General features: G+C 66.6%; 18 protein-coding genes. 11 read left to right on the top strand and 7 right to left on the bottom strand.

Annotated elements, in window-relative coordinates; translation table 11 throughout:
* The first annotated feature begins 30 nt into the window (after positions 1 to 30).
* Genes I2488_RS00600 through I2488_RS00590 form a run of 3 tightly spaced genes read left to right on the top strand, consistent with a single transcriptional unit; the run spans position 31 to position 2079 of the window.
* Positions 31 to 420, top strand: a complete 390-nt coding sequence (locus I2488_RS00600; protein ID WP_196273870.1) for a hypothetical protein — start codon at positions 31 to 33, stop codon at positions 418 to 420.
* Entirely contained in the window at positions 417 to 1499 is a 1083-nt protein-coding gene (locus I2488_RS00595; protein WP_196273869.1) for an alpha/beta fold hydrolase, read from the top strand. Before I2488_RS00600 ends, I2488_RS00595 begins: the two co-directional genes overlap by 4 nt.
* A gap of 1 nt (position 1500) precedes the next feature.
* The gene (locus I2488_RS00590; RefSeq protein WP_196273868.1) at positions 1501 to 2079 is read left to right on the top strand and encodes a GNAT family N-acetyltransferase; all 579 of its coding nucleotides are present in this window, start codon (positions 1501 to 1503) and stop codon (positions 2077 to 2079) included.
* Here I2488_RS00590 and I2488_RS00585 read toward each other — a convergent pair.
* The 6 genes from I2488_RS00585 to I2488_RS00560 all read right to left on the bottom strand — a co-directional run bounded on the left by I2488_RS00585 (position 2064) and on the right by I2488_RS00560 (position 7113).
* Positions 2064 to 2861: an alpha/beta fold hydrolase gene (locus I2488_RS00585; RefSeq protein WP_196273867.1), complete on the bottom strand. Its 798-nt coding sequence runs from the start codon at positions 2859 to 2861 to the stop codon at positions 2064 to 2066. The two genes, I2488_RS00590 and I2488_RS00585, sit on opposite strands and share 16 nt — an antisense overlap.
* A gap of 83 nt (positions 2862 to 2944) precedes the next feature.
* Entirely contained in the window at positions 2945 to 3823 is an 879-nt protein-coding gene (locus tag I2488_RS00580) for an MBL fold metallo-hydrolase (RefSeq protein ID WP_196273866.1), read from the bottom strand.
* Between the two features lie 13 nt (positions 3824 to 3836).
* The gene (locus I2488_RS00575; RefSeq protein ID WP_196273865.1) at positions 3837 to 4589 is read right to left on the bottom strand and encodes an SDR family NAD(P)-dependent oxidoreductase; all 753 of its coding nucleotides are present in this window, start codon (positions 4587 to 4589) and stop codon (positions 3837 to 3839) included.
* 1 nt (position 4590) lies between these two features.
* Positions 4591 to 6219 carry an FAD-binding protein gene (locus I2488_RS00570; RefSeq protein ID WP_196273864.1) on the bottom strand — a complete coding sequence of 543 codons (1629 nt, stop codon included), beginning with the start codon at positions 6217 to 6219 and terminating at the stop codon, positions 4591 to 4593.
* Positions 6216 to 6548: a c-type cytochrome gene (locus I2488_RS00565; protein WP_196273863.1), complete on the bottom strand. Its 333-nt coding sequence runs from the start codon at positions 6546 to 6548 to the stop codon at positions 6216 to 6218. The genes I2488_RS00570 and I2488_RS00565 overlap by 4 nt, the downstream gene beginning before the upstream one ends.
* Before the next feature lie 115 nt (positions 6549 to 6663).
* Positions 6664 to 7113 (bottom strand): DUF3429 domain-containing protein, encoded by a 450-nt coding sequence (locus I2488_RS00560; protein WP_343070953.1) that lies wholly within the window; start codon positions 7111 to 7113, stop codon positions 6664 to 6666.
* Positions 7114 to 7222: 109 nt separating this feature from the next.
* On the opposite strand from I2488_RS00560, the gene I2488_RS00555 reads away from it, so the two are divergent.
* Complete coding sequence (locus tag I2488_RS00555) at positions 7223 to 8362, top strand: FAD-binding domain-containing protein (RefSeq protein WP_196273861.1); 1140 nt, start codon at positions 7223 to 7225, stop codon at positions 8360 to 8362.
* Here the strand turns inward: I2488_RS00555 and I2488_RS00550 are convergent.
* Entirely contained in the window at positions 8349 to 9974 is a 1626-nt protein-coding gene (locus I2488_RS00550; RefSeq protein ID WP_196273860.1) for a GMC family oxidoreductase, read from the bottom strand. The two genes, I2488_RS00555 and I2488_RS00550, sit on opposite strands and share 14 nt — an antisense overlap.
* A gap of 159 nt (positions 9975 to 10133) precedes the next feature.
* On the opposite strand from I2488_RS00550, the gene I2488_RS00545 reads away from it, so the two are divergent.
* From I2488_RS00545 to I2488_RS00515, 7 genes are read left to right on the top strand one after another with little or no spacing between them, the layout of a single operon-like run.
* Complete coding sequence (locus I2488_RS00545; protein WP_196273859.1) at positions 10134 to 10529, top strand: Zn-ribbon domain-containing OB-fold protein; 396 nt, start codon at positions 10134 to 10136, stop codon at positions 10527 to 10529.
* The gene (locus tag I2488_RS00540) at positions 10526 to 11677 is read left to right on the top strand and encodes a thiolase family protein (RefSeq protein ID WP_196273858.1); all 1152 of its coding nucleotides are present in this window, start codon (positions 10526 to 10528) and stop codon (positions 11675 to 11677) included. Before I2488_RS00545 ends, I2488_RS00540 begins: the two co-directional genes overlap by 4 nt.
* 3 nt (positions 11678 to 11680) lie before the next feature.
* On the top strand, positions 11681 to 12895 hold the full coding sequence (locus I2488_RS00535) for an acyl-CoA dehydrogenase family protein (protein WP_196273857.1): 1215 nt from the start codon (positions 11681 to 11683) through the stop codon (positions 12893 to 12895).
* Positions 12896 to 12907: 12 nt separating this feature from the next.
* Positions 12908 to 13882 carry a thiamine pyrophosphate-dependent dehydrogenase E1 component subunit alpha gene (locus I2488_RS00530; protein ID WP_168904897.1) on the top strand — a complete coding sequence of 325 codons (975 nt, stop codon included), beginning with the start codon at positions 12908 to 12910 and terminating at the stop codon, positions 13880 to 13882.
* Between the two features lie 17 nt (positions 13883 to 13899).
* Positions 13900 to 14913 carry an alpha-ketoacid dehydrogenase subunit beta gene (locus tag I2488_RS00525; RefSeq protein ID WP_196273856.1) on the top strand — a complete coding sequence of 338 codons (1014 nt, stop codon included), beginning with the start codon at positions 13900 to 13902 and terminating at the stop codon, positions 14911 to 14913.
* Between the two features lie 11 nt (positions 14914 to 14924).
* A complete protein-coding gene (locus I2488_RS00520) occupies positions 14925 to 16364 on the top strand; it encodes a dihydrolipoamide acetyltransferase family protein (protein WP_196273855.1) in 1440 nt (479 codons plus the stop codon).
* Positions 16361 to 16891, top strand: a complete 531-nt coding sequence (locus tag I2488_RS00515; protein WP_196273854.1) for a VOC family protein — start codon at positions 16361 to 16363, stop codon at positions 16889 to 16891. Before I2488_RS00520 ends, I2488_RS00515 begins: the two co-directional genes overlap by 4 nt.
* Positions 16892 to 16946 lie beyond the last annotated feature (55 nt).

The following is a 16946-nucleotide window of genomic DNA, read 5'->3' as shown; positions in this document are numbered from 1 at the left end:
GGCCTCGCGGGGCCGAACTGGGGGACAGGCATGACGCAGAAGTCGTTTGATCCGTTCGAGATCTGGTCCGGCGCCAAATGGCAGGAAATGGTCCAGAAGTGGGAGCACGAGATCAACGACTGGTCAGGCAAGGTTACCGAGAACGAGCAGTTCGGCGCGATGATGGGGCAGCTGACCAAGGTCCAGATCGTCGCCCAGAACGCCTTTGCCGAGCAGATGGAAACGCTGCTGCGCAATCTCAACCTGCCGAGCAAGGCACAGGTCGATGCCCTTTCCGAGCGGCTTGATGCGATCGAGGATTCGATCGAGCGAGTGCGCCTTGCCGTCGAGGCGCTGGCGACGAAGACCGCCGCGACTGAGGCGCCGCCTGAACCCAAACGCACCCGCAAGCCGCCGGCAGGTGACGCATCGCGGGCATGAGCGAGGCCGAACAGCTATCGCCGGAAGCCGTTGCCGAGCGGGTCCGCCGCGAGATTGATCGCGCGATGAAGCGCAACATCAAGGGCCTCGATTTCCTTACCGCGCCCCGGCAGGACGTGGGTGCGATGGCCAAGGAGCTGGTCCACCGCGAAGGCACGGCGATGCTCTATCGCTATCGCCCGGTGATGGACGAGATCTACCGGGTGCCGCTGCTGATCGTCTCGCCCCCCAGCAACAAGGGCTATATCTTCGATCTGGCGCCGGGGCAGAGCATGGTCGAATACCTGCTCGGGCGCGGCTACGACGTGTTCAACCTCGACTGGGCACCACCCCGCCGCGACGAGGCCCACCTTGGCCTTGGCGATTACGTCGACCGCTTCATTCCCGATTGCCTTGCCACGATCGCGCGGATCACCGGCGAGAGCGAAGTGTCGCTTTCGGGCTATTGCATGGGCGGCACGCTGGCGACGATCCACGCCGCGCTCCATGCCGGAAACGGCGTGCGCAATCTGGTGCTGTTCGCCACCCCGGTCGATTTCACCCATATGCACCTGTTCCAGAAATGGTCCGACCGGCGGCATTTCGATCTCGACGAGGTGGTCGACAAGCTGGGGATCATCCCGCCCGAGATCATGATGGGCGCGTTCGACCTGGCGCGCCCGGCCAACCGCACCGCAGGCCGCATGCACCTGTGGACCAACATGTGGAACGACGAGTTCGTCAGATCCTACCGCATGTTCGACCGCTGGGCGGCCGAAACCCTGCCGGTGCCGGGGGAGTATTTCCGCGAGCAGATCCGCTACCTGATGTGGGACAATGCCCTGCACGAAGGCACGCTCGAGATCGGCGGCCGCAAGGCGCTGCTGTCCGCCATCAAGGTGCCCATTCTCAACATCATCGCCCAGCACGATCACGTCGTCAGCCTCGAAGCCGCGCGCCCCTTGCGCGATCGGACGGGCTGCACCGACTATCACGAGATCGTGTCGAAGGGCGGCCATGTCAGCCTTGTGGCGGGGCCCGCCGCGCTGCGCCGGTTGTGGCCGCACATCGATGGCTGGCTTGCCGAAAGGTCCGTATAGAATGCCCGAAACGCTCTCCTATCCCCGCACCGTCAGCGCCGGACCGCACACCATCGAGCTGCGCCTGCTCCAGCCCGGCGATGCCGATGCGCTGATCGCCTTTGCGCAAGGCCTGCCCCAGCACGACCTGCTGTTCCTGCTGCGCGACATCCGCAATCCGCGCGTGGTGGCGGCGTGGATCGAGCAGGTCCAGCGTGGCCAGATCCGCAGCCTGGTGGCGGTGGAAGGCAGCGAGATCGTCGGCTGCACTGCCCTCGCCCGCGACGAGCTGAGCTGGTCGCCGCATGTTGCCGACATCCGTATGCTCGTCTCCCCCCGGATGCGCGGCACCGGTTTCGGGCGGGTGCTGGCGCAGGAATGCGTTGCCATGGCCATGGCCGACGGCGTCTCCAAGCTGACCGCGCGGCTCACGCCCGATCAGGGCGCGGCGCTGACCGTGTTCGAAGACCTCGGCTTCCGCCCCGAGGCGCTGCTGCGCGATCACGTGCGCGATACGGCAGGGGAATTGCACGACATCGCGATCATGGCGCTCGACCTCGAGCGCCAGGGCGGGCTCAAGGCCGCTTACGGGATGGGATGATGGCCCGTTTCGGGAAAGAACCCGGCGAAGGGGCCGCGCGGCACGAACGGTGACCACGTCCCCTCGGGCTGGGCCAATCGGTCGGCCACGGCCCAGAACACGGCAGGATTCGAGACGAAGCCGAAGTGGCTGCAGTGCACTTCGATGTTCTCGGTCCGGGCATCGGTTGCGCTGACGCAATTCTCCCACGCGGTGATCCCGTCCGAGCGCGAGAAGATCGCGCTGGATGGCACCAGCAGCGGGTGGTGGCCACGACTGTAACGTTCGGCGGTCGAATCCGATGAGACCTTGTTGCCGGTGAGCAGTTCGTAAAGCGTCGATAAACTGGTCGCGCGCGGATTGCCGGTGAACGGGCTGCCGAGCGTGATCACCTGCCGCAGGGCACCGTGATCGCGCCGCGCCGCCTCGCGCGCGATGACGCCGCCAAGGCTCCAGCCGACAAGGCTGACCTTGTGCCCGGTCTCGGCGGCGATGGCCTCGATCCGGGCGGCAACGTGTTCGCCGTTCTCGCCGGCCGAATGCTGATCGAGATTCCACCCGAGTTCCCACGGGAAGACTGCATAGCCAAGCCGCGCCAGATAACAGCGCAACAGGCCGGTCATCGCGTCGTTCGTAGCAAAGCCGGGCAGGACCATGACCGCGTGCCCATCGCCCCGCGGCGCGCGCAACAGCATCGGCCAGGCCATCGCCAGCATCCCTGCCTCTGCCACGAAGCGGGGGCTTTCGAGCATCGTCCAGCCAAGTTGCGGCCGGCGAATCCCGGCACTGTGCTTTGCCGTCATCCCGGCTCCCTTCCCGCACCTTCATCGGACATGCGCGGGAAGCGGACAAGCCTAGCGTTTTGCAGAGCCTGCACCGTGGGCGGTCATTCGTCCCAAGGCGGGATCTCGCCCGCGCCGACCTTGCTGGAAATGCCGAGCAGGAAGCCGCCCAGCACCTCGGTGGCGTTCGGATAACGCTGTGCCATGCGGGCGGCGAGTTCGGCGGAGGTCTTTGCGCCTTTCGCTTCGGCGGCAAAGGCGGTTATGTAGGCGCGGGTCCAGGCGATGGACATGTTGTCGTCCGGCAGGCCGGGCTGGCGGTGGCCGGCCACGATCCGCGCCGGGTTCATCGCTTCCAGCCGGTCGAGCGTCCTGAGCCAGGCGTCGTACTGCGCGGGGCCATGTTCGCCGAGCCAGACGTAGACGCCGTTGTAGAGGATGTCGCCGGCGATCAGGGTACGCGTCTCGGCATCCCAGACGACGGTGGAATGCACGTGATCTCCCTGCATCGGGCCGATGACCTGCAGCTTGTGGCCTTCGAGATCGATGCTGTCGCCGGTCATGGCCTCGGGCTGGACGCCACGGCGCGGCGCATTGGTGCCAAGCTGCGCGGCCCAACGCTTGAACTTGATGGGGATCGAGCGGGCCATGTCCTTCGCCGCCACCGGATTGGCGAGAATCTTCGCATCCGGGAAGGCGTCCTGCAGCACGTCCAGTCCGAAGAAGTGATCGGGGTGGTCGTGGGTGATGACGATGGCCTTTAGCGTCTTGCCGCTGTCTAGCACGTCTGCCGCCACGCGCATGGCATCGGCGCGGGTGAACGGTACGTCGACCAGCACCGCGTCCTTCTCGCCCGTCACCAGCGTGACATTGGCGACGAGGCTGCCGGGGCTGGTGGTGATGACCTTGTAGTCGAGCGGCTTTGCGTGAGCGGCACCGATGGAAAGCGCCGACGCGGTGAGCAGTGCGAGAACCTTGCGCATGGTCCGTCTCCCGTCAGTGTGCGGTCTGGCCGCCGTCGATGGTGAAGGTGGCACCGTTGATGAAGCTCGCCCCGTCAGAGCACAGGTGCAGGACGGTGGGCGCGATTTCCTCAGGGCGCGCCGCGCGGCCCGAGATGTTCTGGGCGAAGAACATGTCGGTGAATTCGTTGCTGTCGGCCCAATGTTGGGTCATCGGGGTGACGACGAAGCCGGGGGCGATGGCGTTCACGCGGATGCCCATCTGCGCGTATTCCACCGCCGCCGCCTTGGTGAGGCCGGAGACCGCGTGCTTCATCGCGCAATAGGCGCTCATGTTGGGGTCCGCGATCAGCGCGCCGACGCTGGCGGTGTTGACGATCGCCCCGCCGCCGACGCTGAGGAAGTGGCGGATTTCGGACTGCATGGCGAAGAACACGCCTTTGAAATCTACGTCGATGGCAAGATCGAGTTCGTCCTCGGGGATTTCGTGGATCGGGCGCTGCGGCGGCAGTACGCCCGCGTTGTTGAACGCCGCGTCCATCCGCCCGAAGCGATCAAGGCATTGCGCGACCAGTTCGTCGAGGTCACCCGCCTTGCGCACGTCGGTCTTGCGGAAGGCGGCGCGGCCCCCTTCGCCGAGGATCATCGCCACGGTTTCGTCGGCGCGGTCGTCAATGTCGCCGATCATCACCGAGGCGCCTTCTCGGGCGAATGCGATGGCTGTTGCCCGGCCGATGCCGGTTGCGGCGCCGGTCACGAGGACGGCTTTTCCTTCGAAGCGCATCATGTCAGATGATCCCTGATTTGCCGGGGGCAAGAATGCCGTTGGGGTCGAGCGCGTGCTTGATCTTGGCGTTGAACTCGCGGTTCACCGCGCCGTACTGCTGCGCCACGAGGTCCATCGAGTTGACCCCGGTGCGGTAGCTTGCCCAGCCTTGCGCGCCGAAGCGCGTGACCAGTTCGCGGTAGCAGGCGTCAGCCTTCTTCTCCTGCTCGGCGTCGGACTTGTCGAAGAGCAGCGCGATGATGTGGTGCAGGTCGCGCCAGCCGATGGCGTAGGCGGCGGTGTAGTCGAAGCCGTGTTTCTCGACGATCTCCTTGGCCAGAGCGGTCTGGCGCTCGGCCTCGACCCCGCGCGCTGCGGCGACCGGCGCAAACCAGGCAAGGCCGCCGCCCGCACCGCGCCAGCGCAGCAGGCCGATCTCGTCGAGGTTGAGCCCGCCTTCCATCAGCGTGGAGTGATGGTGGAACCACGGGTTGTCGCCCATCTCGGCGGCGGTCAGCACTTCGCCGCCGCTGGCGGTCAGGCTCGCGCGGATGATCGGCTCGACACCCGCCACGGTCTGTTCGGTGCCGTAGAGTGCGAAGTAGGTGTTCCACATGCCGAGGCCGTTGGCCTTGGCCGCCTTCTTGATCGAGGCTTCATCGAGCGGCATGCCATCGGGCACGATCTCGTTGCGGCGCTTGAACATGGCGAGCTGGTAGGACGCGCTCATCATCAGGTTGCAGTTGGCGACGAGGTTCGAGACGCGTAAGGGGCGCATCGCCTCGATGATGCGCGGCACGTCGGCCATTTCGGCGTGGCGGACCATGAACGGCTTGTAGACCGGCGGCTTGGGCATCAGCCACAGGCCCATCTTGGTGACGACGCCTAAGTTCGACTGGGTGAACAGGCCATCGATGTACGGCCCGTAGCCCCACTTGAACGCCTGCCACGCGGTGCTGCCCTTGACCGAGCCCATGCCGGTGCGCATGACCTGCCCATCAGCCAGCACCACTTCCATACCGCACTGGAACATGAAGTGTTCGCCATAGGGCGTATAGCCCACCCCGCGATCGAGCGTATTGCCGACCGGCGAGGCGATCGGGCCAACGGTGGGCACATCGATCCACAGCGGGATGTTGTTCTCTACCAGATAGTCCTTGAGTTGCTGGTAGGTGACGCCCGGCTCGAGCAGGCAAGTGCCGAGATCGGCGTCCACCTCGAGAATGCGGTTCATCCGCTTGAGATCGAGCACGACCTGCCCCGGCGTGGCGGGCGCGGTCATGCCGTAGCCCATGTTCTTGCCGGTCGAGACCGTCCACAGCGGCTGCTTGTAGGTGTTGGCGATGCGGACGATTTCCTGCACCTGCTCCACCGTCTCGGGACAGACCGCGCCGACGGGGACGTGGCGGTGCGTCGGGTCGGGCACGTAGACCTTGGTGTAGGGGGCGACCGAGTCCTCGTCACCGAACACCCATTCGTTGCCGACGACAGCGCGGAAGGCCTTCATCGCGCCGGCAAAGTCGGCCTTGCTCATGTGCGGGGCGAGCGGGGCCGGGTTCTTCGCGCTGGCGCCGGTGCCGAGGCCGAGGCTGGCTGCGCCGAGGATTCCTGCGCCGAGCAGGCCGCGGCGGTCCATGTTGATGTCGGTCACTGCCCGTGCTCCCCCTTGCGTGCTTCGCTCTTCTCGACCCACGCGGCGAGGGCTTCGAGTTCTTCCGGCTTCACCTCTGTCGGACGGAAGGCGGGCATGCCGTTCTGGCCGTGGCGGACGATGTACTTCACCGATTCCGCAGGCAGGCCGCGCCCGAGGATGATCGGGCCGACGTTGCGGCCGTGGCAGTAGCCGCAGGTCTTGGCGTAGATGGTTTCAGGCGTACGGATGGCTTGCGCCTCGCCCAGCTTCTGCCCGGCGATGGCAGGCGCGGCGAGCGCCATGAGCGTGACCCCTGCGATGGCAAGGGCGGTGGTCTTGTCCGGCATATGTCCCCTCCGGTGCGGATGATGTCCGCTTCACCGGAGAGTTATCGCGCAGGCGGCGTGCCCGCTATCGACGCTGACCTTGCGCGTTCCACCAAGCGAAACGCGCGTGCGCGGGTCAGCCGACCGCCGCCAAGGTCAAGGTCAGGACGCCAAGGCCGCTGGCCATCCACACGCGCAGCCGCAACCAGCCCTGCGGCAGGGTGACGTCGCCGGACAGCTTGTAGTCCACCAGCGGGCTGGCCAGCAGCAACAGTCCTAATGCGACAAGCGAAGGCCCCGGCCAATGCCAGCCCTCACTCCACGGCAGCAGCGCGGCCCAGGCGGCAAGGCTGGGCAGGACCGACACGACGTAGAGCCCGGACTTGCGCACATTGCCCATCAGCCCCGCCATCCACCACAGACCGCCGAGGAAGGAGAGAATCAGCGCGGCATAGAAGCAGCCCGCTGCCTTGGCGGTCCACTGGTATGGCCCCTTGTCGAGCACCGCCCAGATGCACAGCGCCTGCGGCAGCCACCCGGCAAGGCCAAGCACGGTGACGGCAGGAGGAAGGGAAGATCGGGACACGCGGGCGGACTCCTTGATGCTGGTTCCGCTCTGGCCCCGCGCCAAGGCCATCGCAACACGGCCCTGTTGCCACGTCGAGCCTCCGCCCGCGCAGGTCTAGGCCGGGGGCATGAACCGGTTTCCCCTCACCCGCGCCGCCGCGCTCGAGCGGCTGGAACGCTTCGTGCCGCGCGCCGGGAGCGCCTATGGCGCGCGGCGCAATCTCGTCGATCCGGACGGCGATCACGGCAATGTCTCGCGCCTGTCCGCCGCGCTGCGCCGCAGGTTGATCGGGGAGGACGAGGTGGTGCGCGCCGTTCTGGCAACGCACCGCTTCGACAAGTGCGAGAAGTTCCTCGCCGAGGTGTTCTGGCGGACTTACTGGAAGGGCTGGCTGGAACAGCGACCCGGCGTCTGGACGGGCTATCTGGCCGATGTGGAAGCCTTTCAGCCCGGCACGGCAGTTGCCGAGGCGATCGCGGGGCGCACCGGGATCGACGCTTTCGATCACTGGGCGCGCGAGCTGGCCGAGACCGGGTACCTGCACAACTGGGCGCGGATGCAGGTCGCCTCGATCTGGACCTTCACGCTGGGCCTGCCGTGGCAGCTGGGCGCGCAGTGGTTCTTCGAGCGGCTGATCGATGCCGACCCTGCCTCGAACACGCTGAGCTGGCGCTGGGTGGCGGGGCTGCACACCCCGGGCAAGACCTACCTTGCCGACGCGGACCGGATCGCGGCGATGACCGGCGGCAGGTTCCGGCCTGATGGTCTTGCCACCATGCCCCGCATTCCTGATGGCTCCGCCCATCCGCCGCGCACGCCGCTGCGTGCAGCATCGGCCCCGGATCCCGCCCTGCCGACGCTGGTGCTGGTGACGCCGGAGGACTGCTCGCTCGAAACCGTGCTGCCCACCCTCGATGTGCGCGCAGTCGCCGTGGCCGACGACCTTGCCCGCAACGCCTGGGACCGCACTGCGATGCAGGACGCCGCCGCCCGCGCGGCGGCACACTGGCAATGCCCTACCGGCCCGGGCGACATCGCCAGCATCGCTGCGCAACATGGCTGCACGCAGGTGGTGACCGGCTTTGCGCCGGTCGGTCCGGTTGCGGCGGCGCTCGAAGACCTTCGGGGGCAGCTATCCGCGCAGGGCATCGTCCTTGCCGAGCACCAGCGCGAATGGGACCGGCTGTGCTGGCCCCACTGCGGCAAGGGCTTCTTCAACCTGAAGTCCGAAATCCCGCACCTGCTGGAGGCGCTCAGGCTCGCCTAGCATCCTCCAGAATCATGGCCCCTGCGCGATAGCCGAGCGCCATTGCAGGCGCATTGGTGTTGCCGGTGACGTGGCCTGGCATGACCGAGCAATCGACCACGCGCAGCCCGGAAACCCCGCGCACGCGCAAGCGCGGATCGACCACGGCGCGATCGTCAGACCCCATGCGGCACGAGCCGATGGCGTGAAGGCCGCAGCTGGCGATGCGGCGGAAGGCATCGAGAATCGCCTCGTCGCTTTCCACGCCCGCACCGGGGATCAGCTCGTCGCCCACCACTTGCGCCAACGGGCCGGAGCGCATGAAGGCGCGCATCTTGCGCACCATGGCGATGGCCGACTTGCGGTCATGCTCGGTCGAAAGCCAGTTTGGCAGGATCGTCGGCAGCGTCGCCGCATCAGGCCCCGCGGCGCGGACCGAGGCCTCGCTGGTCAGGCGCAGGAGCTGGCCGTAGATGGTCATTCCCGGCTCGCGCGAGATCTTGTCGAGCGGGACCGGGTTGCCATCGTCCGACACCTCGAAAGTATAGCCGCCAAGGTAGAGCTGCGCATCCACCCGCCCATCGGGATGGGCGACATTGCAGAACGCGCCGACCTCAAACGGCCCGGTCGCCATGATCCCGCCGCCGGTCAGCATGTAACGCGCCATCGCCGCCAGCAGGCCGGGGCCGCGCAGGAGCCCGCCGGTGCCGCGCTCACCACGCAAGCGGTGCGGCATCGAGAAGCCGAGGTGTTCGACCATGCGCTCGCCCACGTCGGGCGATTGCACCAGCGGTGCGATGCCCACGGCCTTGAGCCGCTCGCCATCGCCGATGCCTGAACGCTGGAGCAGCAGCGGGCTTTCCATCGCGCCGCCGCTGACGATCACTTCGCCCGCACAAGCAAAGCGGCGCAGCACGCCATTCACGCGGGCCTCTACCGCGACGGCGCGGCCCTGCTCGATGACCACCCGCTCGGCAATCGCGCCGGTCACGACCGAGACGTTGGCGCGCTTGCGCGCGGCGGCGAGGAAGGTGCGGCCCGAGCTTTGCCGCTGCCCTTTTCGGATATTGTGGCTGTAAAGGCCGACGCGCTCGCCGCCACGCTCGTTGAGGTCGCCGACACGCGCCATGCCCATGGCCTCGCCCGCCGCGATCATGCGCTCGGCCAGCGGGTAGGAGAAGATTGCCGGATCGACATGGACCAGCCCGCCCGCCCCGCGCATCGGCCCTGGCCCGGCGGCATGGTCTTCCAGCGCAAGGAACGCCTCGGTCATCGCCGCGCCGTTCCATCCGGTGGCGCCCGCGGCTTCCCACGCGTCGTAGTCGGCAGGCTCGCCCCGGCTCCAGATCATGCCGTTGACCGCTGACGATCCGCCGAGCCCCTTGCCCCTGATCCACACCTCGTTGGCGGGCAAGCCCTCGGCGCGGGGCTGGCTGACGGGGTAGGCCCAGATGTGGTCGGGATTGGTGACGAGCCTGGCCACGCCCTTGGGCAGCGTCACCCAGAAACCGTCGTTCTCGCCACCGGCTTCGAGCACCAGCACCTTGTTGCGCGGGTCAGTGCTCAGCCGTTCGGCAACGACGCAGCCGGACGAGCCTGCGCCCACGACGATGTAATCCCAGTGCTGTTCCATTGTGCATCCCTCTCAGGGCCGCAGTTCTGGCACACTGGCAAAAGGGACAACCCTAGCGTTTTGCAGAGTCGGCAAAGTGGTTTGTGACGGGTCTAGTGGTTGACACCGGAATCGCGCCGAACGGAAACAGGCGGCCGGATTTGCACGGACGGGAGTGGAATGCACGTTATCGCCCAAGGGCTCATTACCGAGGACAATCCGCCGCACCTGATCGGCGGGCGCGAGCGTGAGACCGGTCGCGTCGTGTTTCCGTGCCCTCCCGGCGAGCGGTACGAGCAAGTCGCCCTGTCGCGCACCGGCACGCTGTGGTCCTATACGATCCAGCGCTACCGTCCGAAATCGCCGCCCTACAAGGGCCCCGAGGCCTTCCGCCCCTGGGCCGTCGCCTATGTCGAGCTGCCCGGCGAAGTGATCGTCGAATCGCGCCTGACCGACGTCGCCTTCGAGGACATCCGCATCGGCATGCCGCTGGAACTGACCATGATCCCGCTTGATCCGGACGCGCCCGGCTCCATGATGATCCCTGCCTTCCGTCCCGCAGGAGCAGCAGCATGAGTGGCGACGTCTGCATCGTCGGCGTGGGCATCCACCCGTTCGGCCGCACCGATGGCCTGTCCGGCCTTGAGCAGGGCGTCTTCGCCGTGCGCGAGGCGCTGGCCGATGCCGGGATCGACTGGCCGCAGATCCAGTTTGCCTATGGCAGCTCGGACGCGGCTGGCAATCCCGACACCATGGTCGAGCGCCTCGGCCTTACGGGCGTGCAGTTCATCAACGTGCGCAATGGCTGTGCCGCAGGCGGATCGGCGCTGTTCTCGGCGCAGATGGCGATCAAGTCCGGCGAGTTCGACATCGGCCTTGCCGTCGGCTTCGACAAGCACCCGCGCGGCGCGTTCAACGCGCTGCCTTCGGAATACAACCTGCCGGAATGGTATGGCGATGCCGGCTACATGATCACCACGCAGTTCTTTGCGGCCAAGATCATGCGCTACATGCACGAACACGGCATCAGCCAGACCAGCCTTGCGCGCGTGGCCAACAAGGCGTTCCGCAACGCCGTCCACGCCCCGCACGCCTGGCGGCGCGAGCCCGTGGACATGGAGACGATCCTCGAAGCGCCGCTCGTGTCCGATCCCTATACCAAGTACATGTTCTGCTCTCCGGCAGAAGGCGGCGTCGCGCTGATCCTTGCCAGCGAGAAGAAGGCGCGCGAGCTGGGCAAGCCGCTGGTACGCCTCAAGGCCGCGACGATGCGCACCCGCCCGCCCAAGAGCTTCGAGGTCTTCGCGCCTTCGATCGACATCGGCGGCGGCAAGGCCACGGCCACGCAGATCGCCAGCGCCGATGCCTTCCGCATGGCCGGGATCGGACCGGAGGACATTTCGCTCGCCCAGTTGCAGGACACCGAATGCGGTGCCGAGATCATGCACATGGCCGAGAACGGCTTCTGCAAGGACGGCGAACAGGAAGCGTGGCTGGCGCAAGGCCGCACCGAGATCGGCGGCGCGCTGCCGGTCAACACCGACGGAGGCTGCCTGGCCTGTGGCGAACCCATCGGCGCTTCGGGCCTGCGCCAGGTCTATGAAAACGTCGTGCAGCTGCGCGGCGATGGTGGCGGGCGTCAGGTTCCCGGCAATCCCAAGACCGCATACAGCCACGTCTATGGCGCCCCGGGCGTCTCTGCCGTAACCATTCTCGAGCGTTAAGACATGGATATCGACCTTTCCCCCGAAGAACTGGCCTTCCGCGACGAAGTGCGCGCCTTTCTGGCAGAGAAGCTGCCCGAAGAGGTGAAGCACGGCGCGGCAATGTCGCCCACGGTCTTCGTCGAGCCCGACATCGGCCAGCGCTGGAACGCGGTGCTGAACGAGAAGGGCTGGCTCGCCTACCAGTGGCCCAAGGAAGTCGGCGGCACCGGCTGGACGCCGACGCAGCGCTATATCTTCGAGAAGGAATGCGCGCTGGCCGGCGCTCCAAATCTCACCGTGCTCGGCCTGAAGCTCGTCGCTCCGGTGATCTACACCTTCGGCACGCCAGAACAGAAAGCCAAGTACCTGCCCCGCATCCTTTCGGGCGAGGACTACTGGTGCCAGGGCTTCTCCGAGCCCGGCTCCGGATCGGACCTGGCCAGCCTGCAGTGCCGCGCCACGCTTTCCGAAGACGGCACGCACTACAAGCTCAACGGCTCGAAGATCTGGACCACCCATGCGCACTGGGCGAACAAGATGTTCGCGCTGGTACGCACCGATGCGAGCGTGAAAAAGCAGGCGGGCATCTCGTTCCTGCTGGTCGACATGAACCAGCCCGGCGTCTCGGTACGTCCGCTGCTGACGCTGGCGGGCGACCACGAGGTCAACCAGGTGTTCCTCGAAGACGCGATCGTGCCGGTCGAGGACCGCATTGCCGAGGAAGGCGATGGCTGGAAGCTCGCCAAGTTCCTGCTCGAGAACGAACGCGGCGGTTCGTGCCATTCGCCCAAGCTGGAATACGATCTCGACCAGATCGAGCAGGCAGCGGCGGATGAGCCTGATGGCCGTGGCGGCAAGCTGGCCGACGATGTCGACTGGAAGCGCCGCGTCGCCAAGGTGCGTCTCGGCATCCAGAGCCTCGAGATGATCGAGCTGAAGATCCTCTCGGAGGTGGCCAAGGGCCGTGCGCCGGGGCCGCAGACCTCGCTGTGCAAGCTGCTGGCCTCGAACCTGCGGCAGGACGTCGATCTGCTGGCGGTGGACCTCTATGGCACAGCCGGCCTCCAGCTCGATTTCGCGCGGCCGTTCTATGGCGACAATGCGCCCGAGGCGATTCATTCCAGGGGCGCGCAAGTCGCCTCGGCACGCTATCTCAACAGCCGTGCCTGGACCATTTTCGGCGGAACCAACGAAGTGCAGGCGGGCATCATCGCGCGCACTGTGCTCGGACTTTAAAGGAAGAAGAGGATGCAACTGAGCCGTGAGGCGCTATTGCGCGCCTATCGCCAGATGAAGGTGATCCGCGAATTCGAGGAACGCCTCCACGTCGATATCCAGACCGGCGAGATCGCCGGCTTCACCCACCTCTACTGCGGGCAGGAAGCTGTCGCAGTGGGCGTGTGCGAGCATCTCGACAACGACGACAAGATCGTCTCGACCCATCGCGGCCACGGCCACTGCCTTGCCAAGGGCTGTGACGTGAACGGGATGATGAAGGAAATCTGGGGCAGCCGCGACGGCCTGTGCAAGGGCAAGGGCGGCTCGATGCACATCGCCGACGTCGACAAGGGCATGCTCGGCGCCAACGGCATCGTCGGCGCGGGCGCTCCGATCGCGGTGGGCGCAGGCATTGCCGCCAAGATCGACGGCAAGGGCAAGGTCGCCATCACCTTCTCGGGCGACGGCGCGTGCAACCAGGGCACCACCTTCGAAGCGATGAACATGGCCGTGGTCACCAAGGCCGCGACGATCTTCGTGTTCGAGAACAACCACTATTCCGAACACACCGGCTACCAGTACGCAGTCGGCACCAGCGGCGACATCGCCAGCCGCGCCGAGGCCTTCGGCATGAAGGTGTGGCGCGGTGACGGGACCGACTTCTTCTCGGTCTACGAAACGATGCGCGAAGTGCTCGACTACGTCCGCGTCCCCGGCAACGGCCCGGCAGCGGTCGAATTCGATACCGAACGCTTCTTCGGCCACTTCGAGGGCGACCCGCAGCGCTATCGCGGCCCCGGCGAGCTCGACCGCATCCGCGAGATGCGCGATTGCCTCAAGAACTTCCGCAAGTCGGTGACCGACGCGGGTCTTCTCGAACACGCCGATCTCGACGCGCTCGATGCCGAAGTGCTTGAAGCGATCGAGGAATCCGTCCGGCAGGCCAAGGCCGCCGATCGTCCCACCGCCGAAGACGTCCTGACCGACGTCTACATTTCGTACTGAGACGAGGGAGCGGACCAATGGCAAAAATGATGTACCGCGACGCCGTCGTCTCGACGATCGCAGAGGAAATGGAGCGCGACGAGAACGTCGTGTGCCTGGGCGAAGACATTGTCGGTGGCATGGGCACGCCGGGCGGCCCCGAAGCCATCGGCGGCATCTGGTCGACCTCGACCGGGCTGTTCGGCAAGTTTGGTGCGGACCGCGTGATCGATACCCCGATCTCGGAAAGCGCGATCATGGGCGCGGCAGCCGGCCTCGCGCTTTCGGGCAAGCGCCCGATTGCCGAGCTGATGTTTGCCGACTTCATCGGCGTCTCGCTTGACCAGATCTGGAACCAGATCGCCAAGTTCCGCTACATGTTCGGCGGCAAGACCAAGTGCCCGGCAGTGATCCGCATGGCCTATGGCGCGGGCTACAATGCCGCCGCACAGCACAGCCAGGCGGTCCACCAGATCCTCACTGGCATGCCCGGCCTCAAGGTGGTGATGCCCACCACGCCGGCCGACGTGAAGGGTCTGCTGCGCACCGCGATCCGCGATGACGACCCGGTGATCTTCCTCGAGCACAAGGCGCTCTACGGCGTTTCCGGCGAAGTGCCCGACGATCCGGACTACATGATCCCGTTCGGCCACGCCCGCCTGTCGCGCGCCGGGCAGGACGTGACGATCGTCTCGACCGGTTTGCTGCTCGGCTTCTGCGAGGCTGTGGCCGACAAGCTGGCTGCCGAAGGCATCGGCTGCGATGTGATCGACCTGCGCACCACCAGCCCGCTCGATGAGGAGACGATCCTCGACTCGGTCGAAGTGACCGGCCGCCTGATCGTTGTCGACGAAGCGCCGCCGCGTTGCAGCCTCGGCGCCGACATCTGCGCGCTGGTGGCCGAGAAGGCCTTTGCCAGCCTCAAGGCCCCGCCGCTGTCGGTAAACCCGCCGCACACCCCCATCCCGTTCGCGCGCGAGCTGGAATCTGCCTACCTCCCATCGGTCGACAAGATCGAGGCGGCGGTGCGCAAGGTTCTGGGCTACCGCTGAGGAGCCGCGACATGGCCAATATCCGCCCGTTCTGCATGCCCAAGTGGGGCATCGAGATGACCGAGGGCACGATCGCCGAATGGATGGTCAAGGAAGGCGAGGCCTTTTCCAAGGGCCAGGTCCTGTGCCTGATCGAGACCGCCAAGATCACCAACGAGGTCGAAGCCGAATACGACGCGGTGCTCAAGCGCCTGCTGACCCCTGCCAGCGAGGATGCGCACCCGGTGGGCGCGCTGCTGGCGGTCTTTGCCGATGCCGATACCTCGGACGCCGAGGTTGACGAGTTCATCGCCGGCTTCAAGCCCGCCGAAACCTCGGTCGCGGCCAAGGGCGGCGGTTCTGCGCCTGCTCCGGCAGCAGCGGCCCCTGCCGCTGCGGCTCCGGCCCCGGCGCGCGAGCCGAAGAAGATCGTCACCAACCGCGCGATCAGCCCCGAGGCGCTGAAGCTGGCCGAGGCCGAAGGCGTCGACATCGAGCCGATCGAGGGTTCGGGCCGCAACGGGCGCATCACCTATCAGGATGTGGTCCAGGCCCTGCGCCCGGAACGCGCCCAGTCCTACAAGGGCAGCGCACAACTGGTCGAGGACAGCCCCGAGGCCTTCGCCTCGCCGCTCGCCCGCCGCATCGCCGCGCAGCACGGGATCAACCTCGCCTCGATCAAGGGCACCGGCGCACGCGGCCGCATCTCCAAGGCCGACGTGCTGGCGCTGGTCAAGCCGACCACCGCCGCCGCGCCGGTGTTCGGCGCGCCGTTCGAGCTGGTAAACAACCAGCCGCAGGTCCAGCCCTTCGACAAGGTGCGCAAGGTCGTTGCCCGCCGCCTGACCGAAGCCAAGCACACCATCCCGCACTTCTACCTGCGCGTCTCGGCGGCGGTTGATGAGCTGATGGCCCTGCGCAAGACCGCCAACCTCGTCCTCGGCACCAAGGCCTCGATCAACGACTATATCGTCAAGGCCGTGGCGCTCGCGCTGGTGAAGCATCCGGACGTCAACGTGCAGGTCCATGGCGACAGCGTCCACAGCTTCCCGCACGCAGACGTCGCCATCGCGGTGGCCAGCCCCAAGGGCCTCGTCACCCCGATCGTGCGCCAGGCCGACCGTATGCACATCGCCCAGATCGCGGCGACCACCCGCGCCCTGATCGACAAGGCGCAGGCCGGCAAGCTCGGCTACGAGGACATGGACGGGGGCACCTTCTCGGTCTCCAACCTCGGCATGTTCGGGATCGAGCAGTTCGATGCCATCATCAACCCGCCGCAGGGCGCGATCCTTGCCGTGGGCGGCGCAAACCGCGTGGCGGTGGAGGCAGACAATGGCGACATCGCCTTCGAAACCCGCATCCAGCTGACCATGTCGGTTGACCACCGCGCCATTGACGGCGCGGCTGGCGCGCAGTTCCTGCAGACGCTCAAGGGCCTGCTCGAAGCACCGGAGGGCCTGTTCGCATGACCCGCAAGATCACCCAGTTGGGCCCGGTCGGCCAGCTCGCCTACCTGCCGCAGGATTTCGATGCGGCGGTCAGGTACTGGACCGAGACGATGGGCGTCGGCCCGTTCTACCTGATGGAGAACGTCGCGCTCGGCGATTGCAAGTACAAGGGCGTGCCCACCGGCGCGGTCTTCTCCATCGCCATCGCCTATTGGGGCGACGTGCAGATCGAGCTGATCCGCCCGGAGAACACCGAACCTTCGATCTACACCGGCGAATATGCCGTGACCGACAGCCTCCACCACATCTGCATTTTCGTCGATTCCATCGAGGAAGCCCGCGCGGCCTGTGCCGAGGCGGGAGCCGAGATCCTCGTCGAGGGCACTGTCGGGGCCGATGGCGCGGTAATCTACGTCGATCCCGGCAAGGGTCCGGGCCACGTGATCGAACTGCTACAGAACATGACCGGCGCCGACGGCATCTTCCAGATGATCAAGGACGCGGGCAAGGACTGGGACGGGTCGGAGCCACTGCGCAAGCTGGGCTGATCCGAAAACCGCCTGGTATCCGCACAGGCCGCGCCGTCCCACCCGGGACCGCGCG

Origin of the sequence: Novosphingobium jiangmenense (assembly GCF_015694345.1) — a bacterium.
Taxonomy (GTDB): domain Bacteria; phylum Pseudomonadota; class Alphaproteobacteria; order Sphingomonadales; family Sphingomonadaceae; genus Novosphingobium; species Novosphingobium jiangmenense.
Note: the sequence above shows the minus strand (reverse complement) of the source record. Positions and strands in the feature narration are given on the sequence as shown.

Coding starts and splice junctions, on each gene's coding strand:
- I2488_RS00600 (WP_196273870.1), top strand. CDS start 31: ATGACGCAGAAGTCGTTTGATCCGTTCGAGATCTGGTCCGGCGCCAAA.
- I2488_RS00595 (WP_196273869.1), top strand. CDS start 417: ATGAGCGAGGCCGAACAGCTATCGCCGGAAGCCGTTGCCGAGCGGGTC.
- I2488_RS00590 (WP_196273868.1), top strand. CDS start 1,501: ATGCCCGAAACGCTCTCCTATCCCCGCACCGTCAGCGCCGGACCGCAC.
- I2488_RS00585 (WP_196273867.1), bottom strand. CDS start 2,861: ATGACGGCAAAGCACAGTGCCGGGATTCGCCGGCCGCAACTTGGCTGG.
- I2488_RS00580 (WP_196273866.1), bottom strand. CDS start 3,823: ATGCGCAAGGTTCTCGCACTGCTCACCGCGTCGGCGCTTTCCATCGGT.
- I2488_RS00575 (WP_196273865.1), bottom strand. CDS start 4,589: ATGATGCGCTTCGAAGGAAAAGCCGTCCTCGTGACCGGCGCCGCAACC.
- I2488_RS00565 (WP_196273863.1), bottom strand. CDS start 6,548: ATGCCGGACAAGACCACCGCCCTTGCCATCGCAGGGGTCACGCTCATG.
- I2488_RS00555 (WP_196273861.1), top strand. CDS start 7,223: ATGAACCGGTTTCCCCTCACCCGCGCCGCCGCGCTCGAGCGGCTGGAA.
- I2488_RS00550 (WP_196273860.1), bottom strand. CDS start 9,974: ATGGAACAGCACTGGGATTACATCGTCGTGGGCGCAGGCTCGTCCGGC.
- I2488_RS00545 (WP_196273859.1), top strand. CDS start 10,134: ATGCACGTTATCGCCCAAGGGCTCATTACCGAGGACAATCCGCCGCAC.
- I2488_RS00540 (WP_196273858.1), top strand. CDS start 10,526: ATGAGTGGCGACGTCTGCATCGTCGGCGTGGGCATCCACCCGTTCGGC.
- I2488_RS00535 (WP_196273857.1), top strand. CDS start 11,681: ATGGATATCGACCTTTCCCCCGAAGAACTGGCCTTCCGCGACGAAGTG.
- I2488_RS00530 (WP_168904897.1), top strand. CDS start 12,908: ATGCAACTGAGCCGTGAGGCGCTATTGCGCGCCTATCGCCAGATGAAG.
- I2488_RS00525 (WP_196273856.1), top strand. CDS start 13,900: ATGGCAAAAATGATGTACCGCGACGCCGTCGTCTCGACGATCGCAGAG.
- I2488_RS00520 (WP_196273855.1), top strand. CDS start 14,925: ATGGCCAATATCCGCCCGTTCTGCATGCCCAAGTGGGGCATCGAGATG.
- I2488_RS00515 (WP_196273854.1), top strand. CDS start 16,361: ATGACCCGCAAGATCACCCAGTTGGGCCCGGTCGGCCAGCTCGCCTAC.